Origin of the sequence: Syntrophaceticus schinkii, assembly GCF_000946815.1 — a bacterium.
Lineage (GTDB): Bacteria > Bacillota > DSM-12270 > Thermacetogeniales > Thermacetogeniaceae > Syntrophaceticus > Syntrophaceticus schinkii.
Map to the genome: position 1 here is coordinate 1 of NZ_CDRZ01000043.1, position 15,020 is coordinate 15,020.

Sequence of the window (15,020 nt, forward strand, 5' to 3'; positions counted from 1 at the left end):
TGGTTGAGGACTAAAGAGATCGGGCAGTATTCTTGCTGATATGGAAAGGCAGCGTGCGACAGCGGGGTAAGGTAATTAAAGGGTAAGGATCCTCTCAGTATTCCATGACAGGTTTGGTTTGGGTGCTGGGGGATCTCTACATTATCCACACTATGCACACTGACTGGCATTATCTAGCTAGACTTTGATTGGCACCTGAATTCTCAACTTTATGGCAGACTGTCGCTATAATTCTTCCGTTATTGGCGGTGAGAATTGCAGCGTCAAATTGAGTGAGAGGCAACACGATATAACGGTCAATGATAACGAATAAATACATGAATCCGTGTCTCAAGCAATTATAGATTATGTCACCATCCCAGACATGAGCAAGACGATTCACTTTCATGTCTTTCAACAGATACGGATGTATATATTTAGAGTAGTTTACTTAGGTTGGGACCCAGGCAAATCCTTGAATCTCTATCACCCGCATCAGTCTCCACTCGTTCACGATTGATTTGCATCCATCTGATTCTGCATTTCTGCCGTGATTCTGCGATAGCTGTAGAAAGGTTAGGGCTAAATGCAGCCAAGGAAAGCAGTCCAGCGTTGCTACCGGAGCGGTAGCCGAGCGTTTAGTACACCTCGTTTACTCCATCTGGAATGAGAACAGACCCTACGGATTATCGCTGGTTCCCGCCAGTGTATAATGAGTAATTCGGAATCTTTCTGTATTTGTCAAGGTCTTTTTTAGTTCTTTTAGCTTTTTGTCTATTGATTCTTTATGGCACATCTTGCTTTTAATTTTCATGTATATATTACCACGAATGGCAATATAATAACAATAGGATGTGCGCAACACGTAGGAATAGCGTCATGAACCGTCGATATTCGTGTCTTAACCGTCGATTTTTGTGCATCAAAGAAATCAGCCCCTATAAAAAAGAGGGCTGGTTATATCTTTTATATCTACAAATTAGAATTAACACTTCCAGGGAATATGAATTACAAACTCCACGCCTGAATATTCTTTCGCTTCTCTCAACTCCAGCTGTCCGCAATTTAGCTCTACAATCTGCTTGATAATATATAACCCCAGACCGCTGTGTTCTTTCTTTGTTGTGTAACCGGCGGCATATATTTTGTTCTGATCGCTTGGCGGAAGGGGCACACACGTATTGGATGCCTTTATCTGTAACCCTAGCTTGCTGGTTTTTATCGACAGATCTACCCTCCCTGAAGGTATGGCTGCTTCCAGGGCGTTGTCCAATAGATTGCCTGTTATCTGCGTCAGCTCCTCCGGCGAAAGCGGACATACGCCTGCTTCTATGTCCACCTGCCAGTGAAAGTCTATACCGCGGTCATCAGCATCCCTCTGCTTGACACTCAGCAGAGCGCCCAGCTGCGGGGGGTTCATCCTCAGAAAAGACTCTGTTTGGCGTACATTCTCGTATAGTTTCTCAATGTAGTTTTCAGCCTGTCTGTATCGCTCTGTTTTTATGTATCCGTATACAGAGGTCAGGTGGTTGCAGAACTCATGCCGTTCCACTTGCATTTGCAAATTTAATCTGTCCATTTCTTGGAGATGGCTCAATTCGCTTTCCAATCTGACTTCGCGTGCTGTAATTTTTAAAAAATATCCTGCCAAAAGGACAGTGAGCAAGGATGAAGCGATAAGCACAGCGCCGCAGATTATTCCCAGTGTTTCCAGGGTAAAGCCCGGAAACACCTCTTTGTAATAGTTGTAGAGGATTATATACAGAAAAATCAGGATCATGGCCTGTATGAGACACAGCATAAAAAGATAATTGCGGCCGGGTGAGTATCCCTCTCGCTCCCCTCGTGATACCGCCATCCGATCGGTTAACGGCAGCCGCCAACCTCTCCTGCCGGTAAGATAGGCCAGAACAGCCAGTAAAAATAGGTGTACTACGGCAAATACGTTGCGCAGCAAAGGGGAGAAAACGATTTCTTTCATGTTATATGAAAAAACAGCGGCCAACAGGGTGACGGATACGCCCTCGCTCAATCCTAAAATAATGCCTGCCAGCAAGGCAAGGATAAATGATACGCCCCAGGACAGACCACAAAAATAAATCAGAATAATAAAAAACAGCATCTGTAAAAAGAAATGGACTCCGAAATATAGAGGCAGGAGGCGGATGCCGTAGAAAAAAAGCGAGGTCAGTAAAGAGAGCAAGAGGAGGAAGAAAGGGGGTTCTTTTTTCCCCGCCAGGGAAAACAGCATGTAATACAAGAAAAGATATCCCAAAACGGAGATGCAGAAAAAAAGAAGATCCGCAGTCATCGTGCAAACTGATCCATAAGGTCATTGAGATCATTTAGACGATCACGACTAAGCAAAGCCTGTTCACCGTAGTTACTTAAAATAAACCTCATAGTAGGAAGATCTTGAGCAATTGACCACTCGATCAATCTGCCTGATGTTGATCAGATAAGACTTGTGTGAGCGAAAAAAAACCTGTTTTCAGCCGCTCTTCAAAAGTCTTGAGGGTTTCCCGGATTGTTATCTTTTGATTCCTGGTATGAATCTGGACAAAGCGCCCCTGCTTTTCTAGATAATAAATATCATCGCAGCTTACGAATATCATCTCGTTACCCTGATTTACAGCTATCCTGGCGTTCTGAGTCCGGGAAGGAGAACCGCCGAAAGCCTCATTCGAAACTTGCATTGCCTGACGGATGCGCGCAACCGTAGTCTTTACCCGTTCTCTGATCGATCGGCTTTAGGATATAGTCATAGGCGTACACTCGAAAGGCGTCGAGAGAATAGTCTGGATCAATATGTTATTTAGGGTTTCCTCAGAGGAGTACAATTCGTGTTCGTCAGCCGCCGTGTATAGCCGAGCCTTAGCCTATGGTATTTTTACTACAGTGTAGGTAGCAACCTCACTCTAGCAGCCGAAGATTGTTCTTTCGGTGCGACTGAAAATAGCGATGTTATTGGCAAATAAAGTGGCGCTTTATGGCTTTTTTATCATAGCCTCGTTATGTAAATGTAAGGGCGGAAATCCAGGAGTAGCCAACTCAACGTGAGTTGATTTCGTAAAAGGACTCGAGATATTCGATTTTTAATCAGAGATACTTCGCCATGAAGTCAGCGGGGGTCATTATCTCCGGTTTTTCGATCTCAATATCGGCAAAGTCCTTATCGCCGCTAATGAGAACGTCCACATCCTCAACGATCGCCGTATAGAGTACGGGATAATCCTTCACATCACGGATGCTGAACAGTGTTTCGTCCATTTCCTCCGGCGTGTAAACAATATCATAACTCATTTTCAGCAGAAGCTTATCCACCGCTTTCACCTTTGCCGAAAATTTACGCCGTACAACATCTTTCAGTTCATTCAAGACGAAGGATGACAGCACAAGCTTGTGCTCGGCGAAAATACGTTTCATCATGGCGTTCATGCGTGGATTTGAAAATAAAAGCAGGGAGATAAGCACATTGGTATCCAACATGACTCTCATATTACTCTACCGTTCTTTCCCGTCGAAACTCCTTCATCATGGCGACAACATCATCCTCGTTTTTCAGCCCGGCGCGTTCCGCTTCACCGGCGAACGCGGCCTGTGCTTCTTTGAGGGCTTCCATTGAAGAGTTGAGAATATATATCTTTCCGGCCTCTTCAACGAACAAAACCTTGTCACCCTCTTTGACGCCCAGCTTTCGGCGGATCTCGACGGGTATAGTTATTTGTCCCTTTGAGGTTATTTTCGCAAGTTCCATTTATTTTCGCTCCTTTCATAAGCAAGGTACTCCTTACTTTCATTACATTAATAGTATACGCAAACTGAGCAAAAATATCAACAGCTTATTCGAAAAATATGGGACAACCGCCGGCCATTAATGGCGGGCGCTGGCTGCGGTATAGTTCAAGCGTCAGATAGGCCTTCTGCTCGAAATACTGCGCTTCTGTGCGCAGGCCCATCATGCCGCTGAACATATCATTGCTCTGCTCCACTTTTTCTACGCCATCGATGTTCTCCAGGGCACTGAAATCCTGATAGCGGAAGGGGGGAGTCTCCGCTTGCATCATACTCTGCTTGTCAGGCTCGTAGGTCACTCTGAGGGTGTTGACGCTCTCGCTGACCGTCGAGTCGCTCACCTGGGCCTGCAGTCCGGCGCCGATGGAAAGTATTATACTGCTCCCAGGGAGTGAGACACTAATCGGAAAAAAATAAGCTAAACATCCATGCCAGCGGCCGGCACACAGAACAATGAAAATGAGGTAGAGTGCTTGGAGCCCGGCCTGGTCCATATCTTCTCGGCAATGGAGAAATGCACGTTTACAAACCCTGGCACGATAAGACCACCGGCAAGACATCCCTCAGGTATGATTCTGGAAAGTGTTTGCACTACTACTTCTACTTCATAGACAAGGAGTACGGGCTATGTTATCTCAGGGTTCCCACCTGGTGCCCCTTCCGGCTACAGTTCTACTTCAACGGGCACAACCTGCTCGCTGCAAAATTGGCCCGGCAGGGTATCGGCAGCCAACTGAGAGAGAACGCCTTCTTGCAGATCGACGACTGGGAAAAAGCGCAAAGCTTATCGGACAGCATCCGGGTGGAAGACCTGCACCAGGTGCTGGACATCCTGGCCTCGCGATACGTCCCGTTTCTGCAAAGGTACGGGTTAATCTATAGATGGAGCATCATGCAGGCGGAATACGCCACCGATATTGTTTTCAAGAGACAGGCCGATCTCGGACCGATTTATGAAACACTGGTGCGTACAGTCGTCCACTCCGTAAAACCGGAGAACATCGCCTCCTTCCTGGGGCGGAAACTCCACTGGAACTACCAGGGCGAAACACACGCATTCTCGGCACGAGAATCAAGCACCAGATGGATGCGGTCTCAATCAAGATGTACGACAAGTTCGGGATCGTCTTGCGCATTGAAACAACTACCAACGATGTCTCCCAGTTCCGGCACTACCGTGAAGTCCAGCGACATGACGGGAGCAGAGAGAGCAAGGTTGCCCCGATGAAGAAGAACATCTACAGCCTCTACATCCTCGCCCAGTTGCTCAAAGACTCCAACCGCCGCTATCTTGAATTCATCTCCACGTTTGACGATCCCAGCGACGGGATTAAGAAGCTTGCTAAAATCTCCGATCCCGTCAAGAAGGATGACAGGAGTTATAAGGGTTTCAATTTCTTCAGCCATGCCGACCAGAAGATTTTTGAAGTTCTGGCGCGGGTGAGTTTAACATCAATGGTTTTCAAAACAAGATGATCCGTAAATTCATTCCTGACCTGAGCTCTGCATCGGTCACCAGGTTTGAAGCGCCTTTTGCTCCACGGCCTCATTAAAAGAGTTGCTAGATCCCGTAAATACTACCTCACCAAACTGGGGAAGGCTGTCATCACTACCGGGCTAAAGACAAAAGCGCTTTTTATTATTCTAAGCCTGGCTGGTTTAGAGGTTGCTACTGCGTAATTATCTTTCCACTTTACGAAGATCTTTGGAAGTAAGGGACTAAGGAACGTAACGCTTAGCAAGATATAAAGAATGATAAAACCAAACAGACCAATAACCGTGATGATTTTCACCCAACCCCTGGCAAAATTAAAGCTGCTGCCAACCACCAGTTCGCCGTAGAGGGCGTACTGGAATGTATCGGTAGTAGCGCCGCTATGATCGGTCAAAGCAATGCTGCTGCCTCTCCGGTTGAAGTGGTAGTTCCGGTAGTTCTCGGCGGGGTCTTCAATGTGATTTATCTCTGTTTAAGAAAAACCAAAAAGCGACATTAAAAGACACTTTAAATGATATTATTTGGCAGGAGTTCTATTAATCGCCAAGGAATATAATAATCGAACTGCCACAAAAAGGAGTTCAAATTTTGTCAAACAAAAGGAGGATCACGCCGACATGAAAAAGATGATTAGTATTTGTTTGACCATATTTGTTTGCCTTTTTATGGTGCTTAACTATGCCTTGCCAAGCAGTTCTCCAAGCAGTTCTCCAAGCAGTTCTCCAATCAGTTCTCCAAGCAACTCTCCAAACAGCTCTAATACCAACACCTACAATTACGATAACCTGGGCCGGCTTACTTCAGTGACATATGAGAGCGGACAGTCTGTTGAATATTCATATGACGCCGGCGGCAATCTTTTAAGTTCGTCTTGCGTGCAGTCCGGAGATCTAAAGGGAGACGGCAAAATCAAAGCGCAGGACATAGTTCTGAGTGGCTCCAAGCAGAGCCATGACGAAAGCGGCATATCTAACACACACAATTTAACAGATTGGGGAGGATCGTTATGAAGATAAGTAAGCAATTGCTTGCATGCAAATTCCAGGGTTGTTTCAAGAAGCGCAGAGTTCGTTTGACAGCGAAGACAATCCTCGCCTTGATACTAGTTATCACCGTTTTCAGCGCTTCTCTTCCCGGATTTATGGGCATTAGAATCGCCTCAGCTGAGCCGTTGGACCTCACCGGAAATTGGTCGGGAGAGGCTGAGGTCAACAGCGGACCCTATGCCGGGAATGCTTTTGCCGGGTGGATGAATTTGACGCAGAGCGGCACGAGTATTACAGGGACATTTTCCTCCGGCCCCTTCACAGGGACATGCAGCGGCACATACAGCGGCGGGACATTGTCCCTGCTCGGCGTCACATCCAGCGGTTACAGGTTGCATATTACAGCAACGGTAACCGGCACCGGTCAGCAGATCCAGGGAATCTGGTATGATAACATCGGCGACTCGGGAATCTATATGGCCTCCAAGGCCGCCACCTCCTCGTCGGGCATAGGTGCGGTGTCAAAAATAAAGGGATTTTATCAATGGTTAAAAGACTTCATCGCAGAGCCAGTTGACAGCGCTACCGGCGCCCACTATCTGGAGCGCACCATGCTCACCTGCTACGGCGCAGAGGAGCTTGCCTTCAGCATTCGTTACAACTCCCTACTCCTCAACAGGGGCCCTTTGGGCAACGGCTGGGGTCATGACTACGAGACCCGCCTTACAATTCTGACCAGCGGCAGTATCAGAGTCCACTGGAACGCCAACTACTCCAACCTCTTTGATAAAGCCGGCGGTCAATACTCGTCTTCGGACCTGCCGACCAAGCACGATGAACTCGTCAAGAACGCGGACAACTCCTACACCCTGACGCGCAAGGACCACAGCATCTACCAGTTTAACTCTTCGGGCAGGCTCATCCAATTGCAGAACGGCTACGGACAGTCCTTCAACATGACCTACGACGCCTCCGGCCGCCTGGACATGATCACCGAGCCGGTCTCCGGTCGCTTTCTTAATCTCCACTACAACGCTGACAACCTGGTCGACACCGTGAGCGACAACCAGAACCGCCAGATCTTTTTCGGCTATGACGCGGACCACAACCTGACCGCTGTTACCGACGCCAGCGGCTATACCACAACCTATACATACACTGCCGAGGGATATGTGCTCTCAGCCGTGGACCATGACGGGCACACCCTGTTCACCAACACCTACGACTCCCAGGGCCGGGTGATCGTCCAGCAGGATGGGGTATCCGGCCACCAGCAGGGAACATTCAGCTACGACGAAGCCAGTCAGCCCAACCATGTGATCACCGCCTACACCGACCGCAACGGCCATACGCGTACCCTGGTGCATGACGGTGACTACAACCTGGTCAGCGAGACCGACGAACTGGGACAGACCAGCACCTACACCTATGACGCGGACGGCAACCGCACCGCAGCCACCGATCCCCTGAACCGCACTACCGCCTACACCTACGATGCCAACGGCAACCTGCTCACCGCCAGCGACCCGGCCGGCAACACCACCACTTACACCTACGACGGCAATAACAACCTGCTTACCGCCACCAATCCGGCCGGCAAAACCACTGCCTACGCCTATGATGATGCCAGCCACCCCAACAATTATACCAGCATCACAGATGCCATGAGCCACACCACCACCTATACCTATGACAGCAACGGTCTGCTGCTGACCAGAACCAGCCCGAATTTGGGAACCACCAGCTATACTTACCAGAACGGGCAGCCGCACACGCTCACCGATCCGGCGGGGGTGACCACCACCTACAGCTACGACCTGGCCGGCAGAACGACCGGCATCACCGATGCCGCCGGCAAAACTACCACTTATAGCTACGACGGCAGCGGCAACCTGCTCAGCAGAACAGATCCCCTGGGCAATACGATCAGCTGCGCTTACGACTGCCGCGGCAACATGCTCACCGCTACCGACGCCAGGGGCAATACCACCACCTGCATCTACAACGGCAACAATAAGCTGATCAGCATAACTGACCCTCTGAACAACACCACAGCCTACGATTACGACGGAGAAGACCGCCTGATCAAAATCACCGATCCCCTCGGGCATGAAACCAATATGAACTACGACGCCAAGGGCCGGCTGACAGGCTCCACCGACGCCAATGGCAATAGCTCAGGAATCAGCTACGACGCCGTTGACAACATCGCCGCCAGGACGGATGGTTTGGATAATACCATCCTCACCGTTACCTATGATAACCTTAACAACCCCCTGACACAGACCGACGCCCTGAACCGCACTACCACCAATACCTATGACAATCTTTGCCGCCTGACACAAACAGTCGACCCTGCCGGACATATTACCCAGTATCACTACGACGATCTGGACCGTTTGATTGCAGTCACAGACCCCGCTAACGTCCAGTCCACTCAGGGCTTCGATGCCAACGGCAACCACATATCCCTCGCCGATGCCAACGGCAACCAGACAGACTTCACCTACGACAGCGCCGACCGGCTGACCGCCTCCACCCTCGAATCCGGCAGCCATGTCTCCTGCTCATATAACAGTCTGGGCCTGCTCGCCCAGGTGACCGATGCCAGGGGGCAGATCGCCTCCTACCAGTACGACGATGCCGGACGTCTGAGCAGCCTCACCGACCAGACCGGCGTTACAACCTACACCTACGATGCCAACGGCAACCTGCTCACCGTCAGCGACAGCAGCGGGGTCATCACCCGAGCCTACGACCCCCTCAACCGGGTGACCAGCTATACCGATACCCAGGGGAACACTATCGCCTATGCCTACGACCAGGCCGGCAACCTGATTACGCTGACCTACCCCGGTGGCAGAGAAGTCCACTACACCTACGATCCCGGCAGCCGTCTGACCGGAGTCACCGACTGGGCGGGAAGGACCACCGCCTACCAATATGATCAGAACAACCGCCTGACCGCAACCACCCGCCCCGACGGCTCCCAGCTCACCCTGACCTACGACGACGCCGGGCAGTTGCTGCAGCAGAAAGACACCGCCTCCGGCGGCAGCGTAATCTCTCAGTACGACTATACCTATGACAATACCGGCAACCCGCTGACAGAACAGGCCACCCCCTCTACCCAGCCCTTCTCACTGACTGACACCGTCTGCACCTACACCAACGACAACCGCGTCGCCACCTACAACAGCCAGACAGTGACCTACGACCCCGACGGCAACATGACAGGCGGACCGCTGAACGGCGTTATGGAGACCTTCACCTACGACGCCCGCAACCGCCTGACAGAAGCGGGGACCACAACATATTCCTATGATGCCGAGAACAACCGCACCGGCCTTTCCGACAGCGTCAGCCAGACAGACGACAGCTACGCAATCAACCCGCAAGCAGACTTAAGCCAGACCCTGATCAAAACAGACGCCCAGGGGAACAAAACATATTACGTCTACGGCCTCGGCCTGCTAGGCCAAGAAGACCCCGCCGGGAACTACCGGAGCTACCACTTCGACCGGAGAGGCAGCACCATCGCCCTGACCGATCAGAACGGCGCCGCCACCGATACATTCCAGTACGCCCCCTACGGCGAACTGGTGAACAGAACCGGCTCAACCGACACCCCCTTCCTCTACAACGGACAGTACGGGGTGATGACCGATGAAAACGGTTTGTATTACATGCGGGCGAGGTATTATAATCCAGACATCAAGAGGTTCATTAACCTGGATGTGCTGCTGGGGAGCATCGACGAGGGGCAGAGCCTGAACAGATACGCCTATGTCAACGGCAACCCCATCAGCTATGTAGACCCCTTCGGCACATGTGTAGAGTCGGGGGAAGCAGGGCATATAGCCTTCGACGCGGCAGGATTTTGGCCTGGGGCAGGAATGTATTTTGACGCTACAAACGCTATCTGGTACGCCGCGGAGGGAGACTGGACCAATTTCGGGTGGAGTGCTGTAGCCGCTGTTCCCATAGCCGGGGACATCTTCCAGGCAAGTAGGCTGGGGATAAAGTACCTAAGCGATGTAGGTGCTGTCAATCGTGTGATAGAAAGAGCGAAGAGCGCGGGGAAGCAGTTAACTAAGGGCGCGGGGAATGAAGTTAAGATTTTAGGGAAAGGTTCAACTGGTCGTACAACGGCAAATAACCTAACGGAACAACTTGCAATGAAAGAGGTTAAATCCAATCCTTTAGCGGGTGCGAAGGAATTAACTTCTGTAAAAATGTCTGATTCGAGGTGGCTTGTGAATGATGGTTGGGTTAAGATGAGTAAAAACGTTAATGGTGTAGAAGTTCATTATGTTTATAATACTAAAACAGGGGCATTTGATGATTTTAAATTCAAATAACATAGCGAGGTGGAAATAATGTACGGAGATAATGTAGTTATTGATGCGGACGGCAAAAAGTTAATTATAGAACACCTATATACAGTTGAGGATTACTTTACATTTAATATCAAGGTACAATCAGGAGAATTTATAGGTGCATCACATTTCTGCATTTCAAAAGAAAATATATTGTCTATTGTCGAAGTATTATCAAAGATGTATGAGACTCTCTCTGGATGCTGCGAAATAAATGACAATGATTCAGATGCGCATATTAACCTTGAAATGGACAAATTGGGGCACATACACATGACAGGGCAAATTGGTGGAAGCCATGAAGAGCATAGCATGAAGTTTAAGTATAGTACGGACCAAACTGCTCTAAGTGCCTTAATACAAAATTTAAAATCAAGTCTGTAGATTTGACCTAGCTTGTTCTTTGAAAAACGAAGGTATACCCGAATCAACACTTTTAGAACATGATCTTTGACGGGAATAGAGAGATTTACAGCACCCTAATAGGCGTACTTATTTCATCTTACGGACACCTATCCGGGGCGGCTGCCAATCCGAAGAACTGGATTAAGCCAAAGACCATTAGAGGAGCGCTTACAGGGAAAATGGCCAAATGCAATTACATTGACGAAGCGATCGGCTTTCCGTTTATAACCGGCGGGAATACAGCTAATAAGTTGTTATTTAAATAGTATATTTTCAACAAGCTTCTGACTCGTTCCTGAATCAACCTGAACATATCCGTCTTGCGGCCGACTGGCTCCAGGCCCAGCTGTACGCACATTTGGCGATAAAACCCGGTAACCAAACAGGTATAGATCATCCGGCTCAGATTGGGATTCAGGGTTTCAGCAAAACAGCGCAGGGCATAAGTTTTGCCCATTCCGGGCGAAGCAGTGAAAAGGCCTATGCCCCTGGTGCCTTTAAGGAAGGACAGGCGGTTTTGCATTTCCGTATAATCCTTTGATAGGAAAGCTGTTTTAATGGGAGCCGACTTATCAAAAGGATTGAAGGTAAGGCCGTAAAAATGGTTATACATCTTTAAAACCCCCATTTAGTGAATAATCTATCGAAGGCAGCTTTTCTCTTTTGGTTCGGGAATTTTCCAGCTTATTGGTGCGGCGAATGGGATAACGCTTCCCCTGATGCAGGATATAGGCATTTTTCATATCATCGGGAAGGTATCTTATTTCAACCTTTGACCGGATAAACTGCATTGGCACATCATACATGACAGAATCGATGGAAACAGTGGCATCATTATTCACCTTTCTTATGATGCGGCTCATAAAGCATTCGTCAAGCCATGCACGGCTTTGGGGAAACCGGATGCGGTCAATATGCCTCGAATACCGTTCCATGGGAGTCTCGCCCGTATTGCGGTTTACAGAATTGTTGCGCATTCTGACATAGTCAGCCAAAAGCCGGTTCAAATCTTCGAGTGAATTGACCTGCGACAAGTCAAAGCCATTAAGCCAGGTATTCTTTTGTTTTGTATAGATAAGGGTGGCGTTGATGCGGGGAAACTGCTGAATCAGGCGGTATATCTCATCAATCGCCTCATTCGGCAGCACACGCGACATCCCGATATCGCAACGGGCTTTAGGTATAAGGCCATCCATACCCTTACGTTTGTAGCTGGCTTCCCACTTTTCAAAAGTGTTGTAATTTAAGAACACGCTCCTTCCATCCGGCATTTTTAAAGGTTTTTCAGCTACCTTTTTGTAGTAGGCCGTTTTTGTGGGCTCGGTAAATACGCCCTGTATAACCGGCGCAATAACAGCAAAGCGCAGGTGGGCGATTTCCATGGCTTCATTATGATTTTTGTTCTTTGATTTCTTTGATATGTCGTTCATGACATTTTCACCTCCTGAAGGCATCATATCAGGGGCAAATCCGCAAATGAATTCCGGTTTTATGTGATTGGTGATAAATGTCATGGTCATAATTGGATTACGGGGGAGAATGTGCATTAATCCTTTTCCGGGGTGTCTGTAAAAAGGATAGATTTGATTCAAGGTAAAATTCTTCCAGAACATATATGTATTTATCAAGAAATGCTTTGATATAATCCGCAGCAGTTATGCAGGCATCTTCCAGCAGGCCCAGCCATATCTTTTTGTTCTTTAAAAACAGTGCCCTCCACGAATATATCGCGGAAGCTGAAATGTAACGTTCGTAGGTAGCATGCCTCTTCCAGTCTGGATGTTTAGTCCGGCAAACAGGGCATGGGAATTTGGAGGGATCAAATCTCTTTATTATATGCCTGGTACAATTCATATGCAGTAATTTTCAAAAAGGTAATCTTTTGCAGGAAGCCAAAAAATCACAGCATTTGCAGCTATCTTCCGCAGCATTTCTTATATTTTTTCCCGCTTCCACAAGGGCAAGGGTCGTTCCTGCCAACCCTTTCCGACCTTATGGGCGTATTTATACCTTTCAGGGGATTCTGTTTTGCAAAAGCCTTTGCCTCTTTCTTTAATATAGCTGCTTCTTCCTGTTCCCCTAATTTCTCGTATAAATCTATGGCTCTTTCCAGAACATCCGCCCGATCATTTATACTCTTTCTTGATAATGCTTCTTTTTAAAATCTCTGCCGCTTTCTCAATTATTTGAAGGGTCTTTTTGAACGATCAAACCAATAGCAGTTAGCCCAGCCTATGTATCCCCAACCCCAGTCCGGGTTATCCTCAAGCCATCTACTGTATAATTCATCGCATTTTTCCTTCTCACCCAGGCAATAATGAGAATCGGCTATGGCTCTGCGGGTGTTTTCAACCAGCAAACCCTCGTCTTCTCCGCATAGTTCAAGCATTTCTTCGCAGTAAATAATTCTTTTTTGAAAATATTCTTTATTCGAAATTCCGGCATTATGAAGCTCAGCCTCAAGATCCTGGATGTAGTTTGATAAAAACTGTGTCCAATTATATTTGGTTTATAATTCCCCGATATTGCTAACTTGAGCTTCAATTATGGCTGCTTTAATGCCTACCCAGGCATCTAACCAGGCATCGCAGGAATTAACTGCATTTCTTTCCATTAGATAGTCATAGCCGATCATAATTTTTTTATCAATATTTTTGTAATCTATCATAGTCCAATCTCTATGCTTCTATATTTTAAGTTCTATTTTATCATTTTCCCGGATTGAGTACATGGACATGATTTCATTTTGCTGTTTTTAGCTGTACGATTATATCAGTTTTATATTGCATTAACAGATTTTATTTTGATTTTGATGCTTTTATCCCGGTTTTGAAGATTTAATTTTGCCGCTCTACACTATAGTAACGCCTCTAAGAAATTCCGCTTTACGGAAGGTGAGACATATGAAATAAAATACCTGCCCCGACCAGAACGATAATAGATTCCAGATTAAAAGAGTGAACCCGTAATATGAGTGTCAGGTAATACTTCGACGGGAACACGACGGCAGACCCCTCTAGCAAGCTCGGGGGGAAAACGCCCCCTCGCAATTGTTTGCTTTCCTGCTGGAGATTTGGAGAGACTTTTTTAAAAATACGCCCCAAGAAGGAAGGAACAGACAGGATTTCAGACTCCCGGCGATCATGCCTATTGTTGTTTACAACGGACCCTCTTCCTGGCCGGTCCCCATCAACTTTAAAGAAATCATTAACCTGTATCAACATTTTGGGGAATATCTTGTTGATTTCAAGTATGCCCTGATAGACATCCACCGCTACACAGAAGAGGACCTGAAAAAGTTTTCCAGGTTAATCGCTGTCGTATTTCACTTGGATCAGGCGAAAGACGAGGAAGACCTGATCGACCGGCTTAAACAATGGATCGGCGTTGTTAAGTCGTTGGGAAGGGATGAATACAGGCAATTGGTTCCTTGGCTGCGCATCATAGCTTATGGAATGGAAGAAAATCGTGAGAAACTGGAACAATATTTGACGAATCCGGAGGAGGTGGAAAGCATGATCAGCTTTACTGAAGAGGAAATCAAAAAAAAGCATCAACGGTTAAAGCTGGAAGCAAAACTGGAAGTCGCACAAGCGCTGCTTAGCGACGGCATGGATTATGAGAAGGTTAAAAAACTGACGGGTTTAACTGATGAGGAGCTTAAAGCGATTAAACATTAACGATAAATGGCCTCTATGGGATCCAGCCGGGATGCCCGGCGAGCGGGGATGATGCCGAAGATGATGCCCACGGCGATGCAGATGATTGACGACTGCAGCATGATACCGGCTGTCATCACAGGCTTCAGCTCAATGAATATTCCGATCAGTTTGGAGATGCCGAACACCACTCCGATCCCAATCCGCACGCCAAAAGGTAATTAAGACGGCTTCCACTAAAAAACTGCAGCAGGATGGTTGACGGCTTGGCGCCTAGAGCCCTGCGGATTCCTATTTCCCGGCGGCGCTCTGTTACGGAGAC

At 47.9% G+C, this 15,020-nt stretch carries 17 protein-coding genes and 1 pseudogene; 5 read left to right on the top strand and 13 right to left on the bottom strand.

Going from position 1 to position 15,020, the window contains the following annotated elements:
• Window positions 1–964: 964 nt before the first annotated feature.
• From SSCH_RS03235 to SSCH_RS03255, 6 genes are all read right to left on the bottom strand, one after another.
• Window positions 965–2,230, bottom strand: a complete 1,266-nt coding sequence (locus SSCH_RS03235; protein ID WP_232294193.1) for a sensor histidine kinase — start codon at window positions 2,228–2,230, stop codon at window positions 965–967.
• A 132-nt stretch (window positions 2,231–2,362) separates the two neighbouring features.
• Entirely contained in the window at window positions 2,363–2,437 is a 75-nt protein-coding gene (locus tag SSCH_RS21635; RefSeq protein ID WP_156972073.1) for a hypothetical protein, read from the bottom strand.
• Entirely contained in the window at window positions 2,415–2,675 is a 261-nt protein-coding gene (locus SSCH_RS03240; RefSeq protein WP_044664224.1) for a LytR/AlgR family response regulator transcription factor, read from the bottom strand. Before SSCH_RS03240 ends, SSCH_RS21635 begins: the two co-directional genes overlap by 23 nt.
• A 403-nt stretch (window positions 2,676–3,078) precedes the next feature.
• Window positions 3,079–3,468: a putative toxin-antitoxin system toxin component, PIN family gene (locus tag SSCH_RS03245; RefSeq protein WP_232294190.1), complete on the bottom strand. Its 390-nt coding sequence runs from the start codon at window positions 3,466–3,468 to the stop codon at window positions 3,079–3,081.
• 10 nt (window positions 3,469–3,478) lie between these two features.
• Window positions 3,479–3,736: an AbrB/MazE/SpoVT family DNA-binding domain-containing protein gene (locus tag SSCH_RS03250; protein ID WP_044664226.1), complete on the bottom strand. Its 258-nt coding sequence runs from the start codon at window positions 3,734–3,736 to the stop codon at window positions 3,479–3,481.
• Window positions 3,737–3,821: 85 nt separating this feature from the next.
• Window positions 3,822–4,334, bottom strand: a complete 513-nt coding sequence (locus SSCH_RS03255) for a hypothetical protein (protein ID WP_156972068.1) — start codon at window positions 4,332–4,334, stop codon at window positions 3,822–3,824.
• A gap of 523 nt (window positions 4,335–4,857) precedes the next feature.
• Between SSCH_RS03255 and SSCH_RS18035 the strand changes: the two genes are divergently transcribed.
• The 4 genes from SSCH_RS18035 (at window position 4,858) to SSCH_RS03270 (ending at window position 11,018) form a co-directional block, all read left to right on the top strand.
• Window positions 4,858–5,250, top strand: a complete 393-nt coding sequence (locus SSCH_RS18035) for a hypothetical protein (RefSeq protein ID WP_156972069.1) — start codon at window positions 4,858–4,860, stop codon at window positions 5,248–5,250.
• Between the two features lie 45 nt (window positions 5,251–5,295).
• Window positions 5,296–5,454: a hypothetical protein gene (locus SSCH_RS18040; RefSeq protein WP_156972070.1), complete on the top strand. Its 159-nt coding sequence runs from the start codon at window positions 5,296–5,298 to the stop codon at window positions 5,452–5,454.
• 821 nt (window positions 5,455–6,275) lie between these two features.
• Window positions 6,276–10,616 carry an RHS repeat-associated core domain-containing protein gene (locus SSCH_RS16145; RefSeq protein ID WP_052835245.1) on the top strand — a complete coding sequence of 1,447 codons (4,341 nt, stop codon included), beginning with the start codon at window positions 6,276–6,278 and terminating at the stop codon, window positions 10,614–10,616.
• 18 nt (window positions 10,617–10,634) lie between these two features.
• Window positions 10,635–11,018, top strand: coding sequence for a WapI family immunity protein (locus SSCH_RS03270; RefSeq protein WP_044664228.1), 384 nt, complete (start codon window positions 10,635–10,637; stop codon window positions 11,016–11,018).
• 214 nt (window positions 11,019–11,232) lie between these two features.
• On the opposite strand, the gene SSCH_RS03275 is transcribed toward SSCH_RS03270, so the two are convergent.
• The 5 genes and pseudogenes from SSCH_RS03275 to SSCH_RS18055 all read right to left on the bottom strand — a co-directional run bounded on the left by SSCH_RS03275 (window position 11,233) and on the right by SSCH_RS18055 (window position 13,707).
• The gene (locus SSCH_RS03275) at window positions 11,233–11,652 is read right to left on the bottom strand and encodes an ATP-binding protein (RefSeq protein WP_052835246.1); all 420 of its coding nucleotides are present in this window, start codon (window positions 11,650–11,652) and stop codon (window positions 11,233–11,235) included.
• Window positions 11,645–12,559, bottom strand: coding sequence for a Mu transposase C-terminal domain-containing protein (locus SSCH_RS16150; protein ID WP_232294191.1), 915 nt, complete (start codon window positions 12,557–12,559; stop codon window positions 11,645–11,647). Before SSCH_RS16150 ends, SSCH_RS03275 begins: the two co-directional genes overlap by 8 nt.
• A gap of 395 nt (window positions 12,560–12,954) precedes the next feature.
• Window positions 12,955–13,023: pseudogene (locus SSCH_RS22240) on the bottom strand (SEC-C metal-binding domain-containing protein); the annotation flags it as partial.
• A 198-nt stretch (window positions 13,024–13,221) separates the two neighbouring features.
• Entirely contained in the window at window positions 13,222–13,428 is a 207-nt protein-coding gene (locus SSCH_RS18050) for a hypothetical protein (protein ID WP_156972071.1), read from the bottom strand.
• Window positions 13,429–13,548: 120 nt separating this feature from the next.
• Window positions 13,549–13,707, bottom strand: a complete 159-nt coding sequence (locus SSCH_RS18055) for a hypothetical protein (protein WP_156972072.1) — start codon at window positions 13,705–13,707, stop codon at window positions 13,549–13,551.
• Between the two features lie 382 nt (window positions 13,708–14,089).
• Here SSCH_RS18055 and SSCH_RS03300 point away from each other — a divergent pair, with 382 nt between their 5' ends.
• Window positions 14,090–14,719 carry an Rpn family recombination-promoting nuclease/putative transposase gene (locus tag SSCH_RS03300; RefSeq protein WP_052835248.1) on the top strand — a complete coding sequence of 210 codons (630 nt, stop codon included), beginning with the start codon at window positions 14,090–14,092 and terminating at the stop codon, window positions 14,717–14,719.
• Here the strand turns inward: SSCH_RS03300 and SSCH_RS18795 are convergent.
• Both SSCH_RS18795 and SSCH_RS21645 read right to left on the bottom strand, forming a co-directional pair.
• Window positions 14,716–14,889 carry an ABC transporter permease gene (locus SSCH_RS18795; protein WP_232294192.1) on the bottom strand — a complete coding sequence of 58 codons (174 nt, stop codon included), beginning with the start codon at window positions 14,887–14,889 and terminating at the stop codon, window positions 14,716–14,718. The genes SSCH_RS03300 and SSCH_RS18795 overlap by 4 nt on opposite strands.
• A complete protein-coding gene (locus SSCH_RS21645) occupies window positions 14,865–14,993 on the bottom strand; it encodes a hypothetical protein (RefSeq protein ID WP_408645684.1) in 129 nt (42 codons plus the stop codon). The genes SSCH_RS18795 and SSCH_RS21645 overlap by 25 nt, the downstream gene beginning before the upstream one ends.
• Window positions 14,994–15,020 lie beyond the last annotated feature (27 nt).

Excerpts from the sequence above, each read along its gene's own strand:
- SSCH_RS03235 (WP_232294193.1), bottom strand. The coding sequence starts at position 2,230 with ATGCTGTTTTCCCTGGCGGGGAAAAAAGAACCCCCTTTCTTCCTCCTC.
- SSCH_RS03240 (WP_044664224.1), bottom strand. The coding sequence starts at position 2,675 with ATGCAAGTTTCGAATGAGGCTTTCGGCGGTTCTCCTTCCCGGACTCAG.
- SSCH_RS03245 (WP_232294190.1), bottom strand. The coding sequence starts at position 3,468 with ATGTTGGATACCAATGTGCTTATCTCCCTGCTTTTATTTTCAAATCCA.
- SSCH_RS03250 (WP_044664226.1), bottom strand. The coding sequence starts at position 3,736 with ATGGAACTTGCGAAAATAACCTCAAAGGGACAAATAACTATACCCGTC.
- SSCH_RS03255 (WP_156972068.1), bottom strand. The coding sequence starts at position 4,334 with ATGTCTTGCCGGTGGTCTTATCGTGCCAGGGTTTGTAAACGTGCATTT.
- SSCH_RS18035 (WP_156972069.1), top strand. The coding sequence starts at position 4,858 with ATGGATGCGGTCTCAATCAAGATGTACGACAAGTTCGGGATCGTCTTG.
- SSCH_RS16145 (WP_052835245.1), top strand. The coding sequence starts at position 6,276 with ATGAAGATAAGTAAGCAATTGCTTGCATGCAAATTCCAGGGTTGTTTC.
- SSCH_RS03270 (WP_044664228.1), top strand. The coding sequence starts at position 10,635 with ATGTACGGAGATAATGTAGTTATTGATGCGGACGGCAAAAAGTTAATT.
- SSCH_RS03275 (WP_052835246.1), bottom strand. The coding sequence starts at position 11,652 with ATGTATAACCATTTTTACGGCCTTACCTTCAATCCTTTTGATAAGTCG.
- SSCH_RS16150 (WP_232294191.1), bottom strand. The coding sequence starts at position 12,559 with ATGACCATGACATTTATCACCAATCACATAAAACCGGAATTCATTTGC.
- SSCH_RS18050 (WP_156972071.1), bottom strand. The coding sequence starts at position 13,428 with ATGCTTGAACTATGCGGAGAAGACGAGGGTTTGCTGGTTGAAAACACC.
- SSCH_RS18055 (WP_156972072.1), bottom strand. The coding sequence starts at position 13,707 with ATGATAGATTACAAAAATATTGATAAAAAAATTATGATCGGCTATGAC.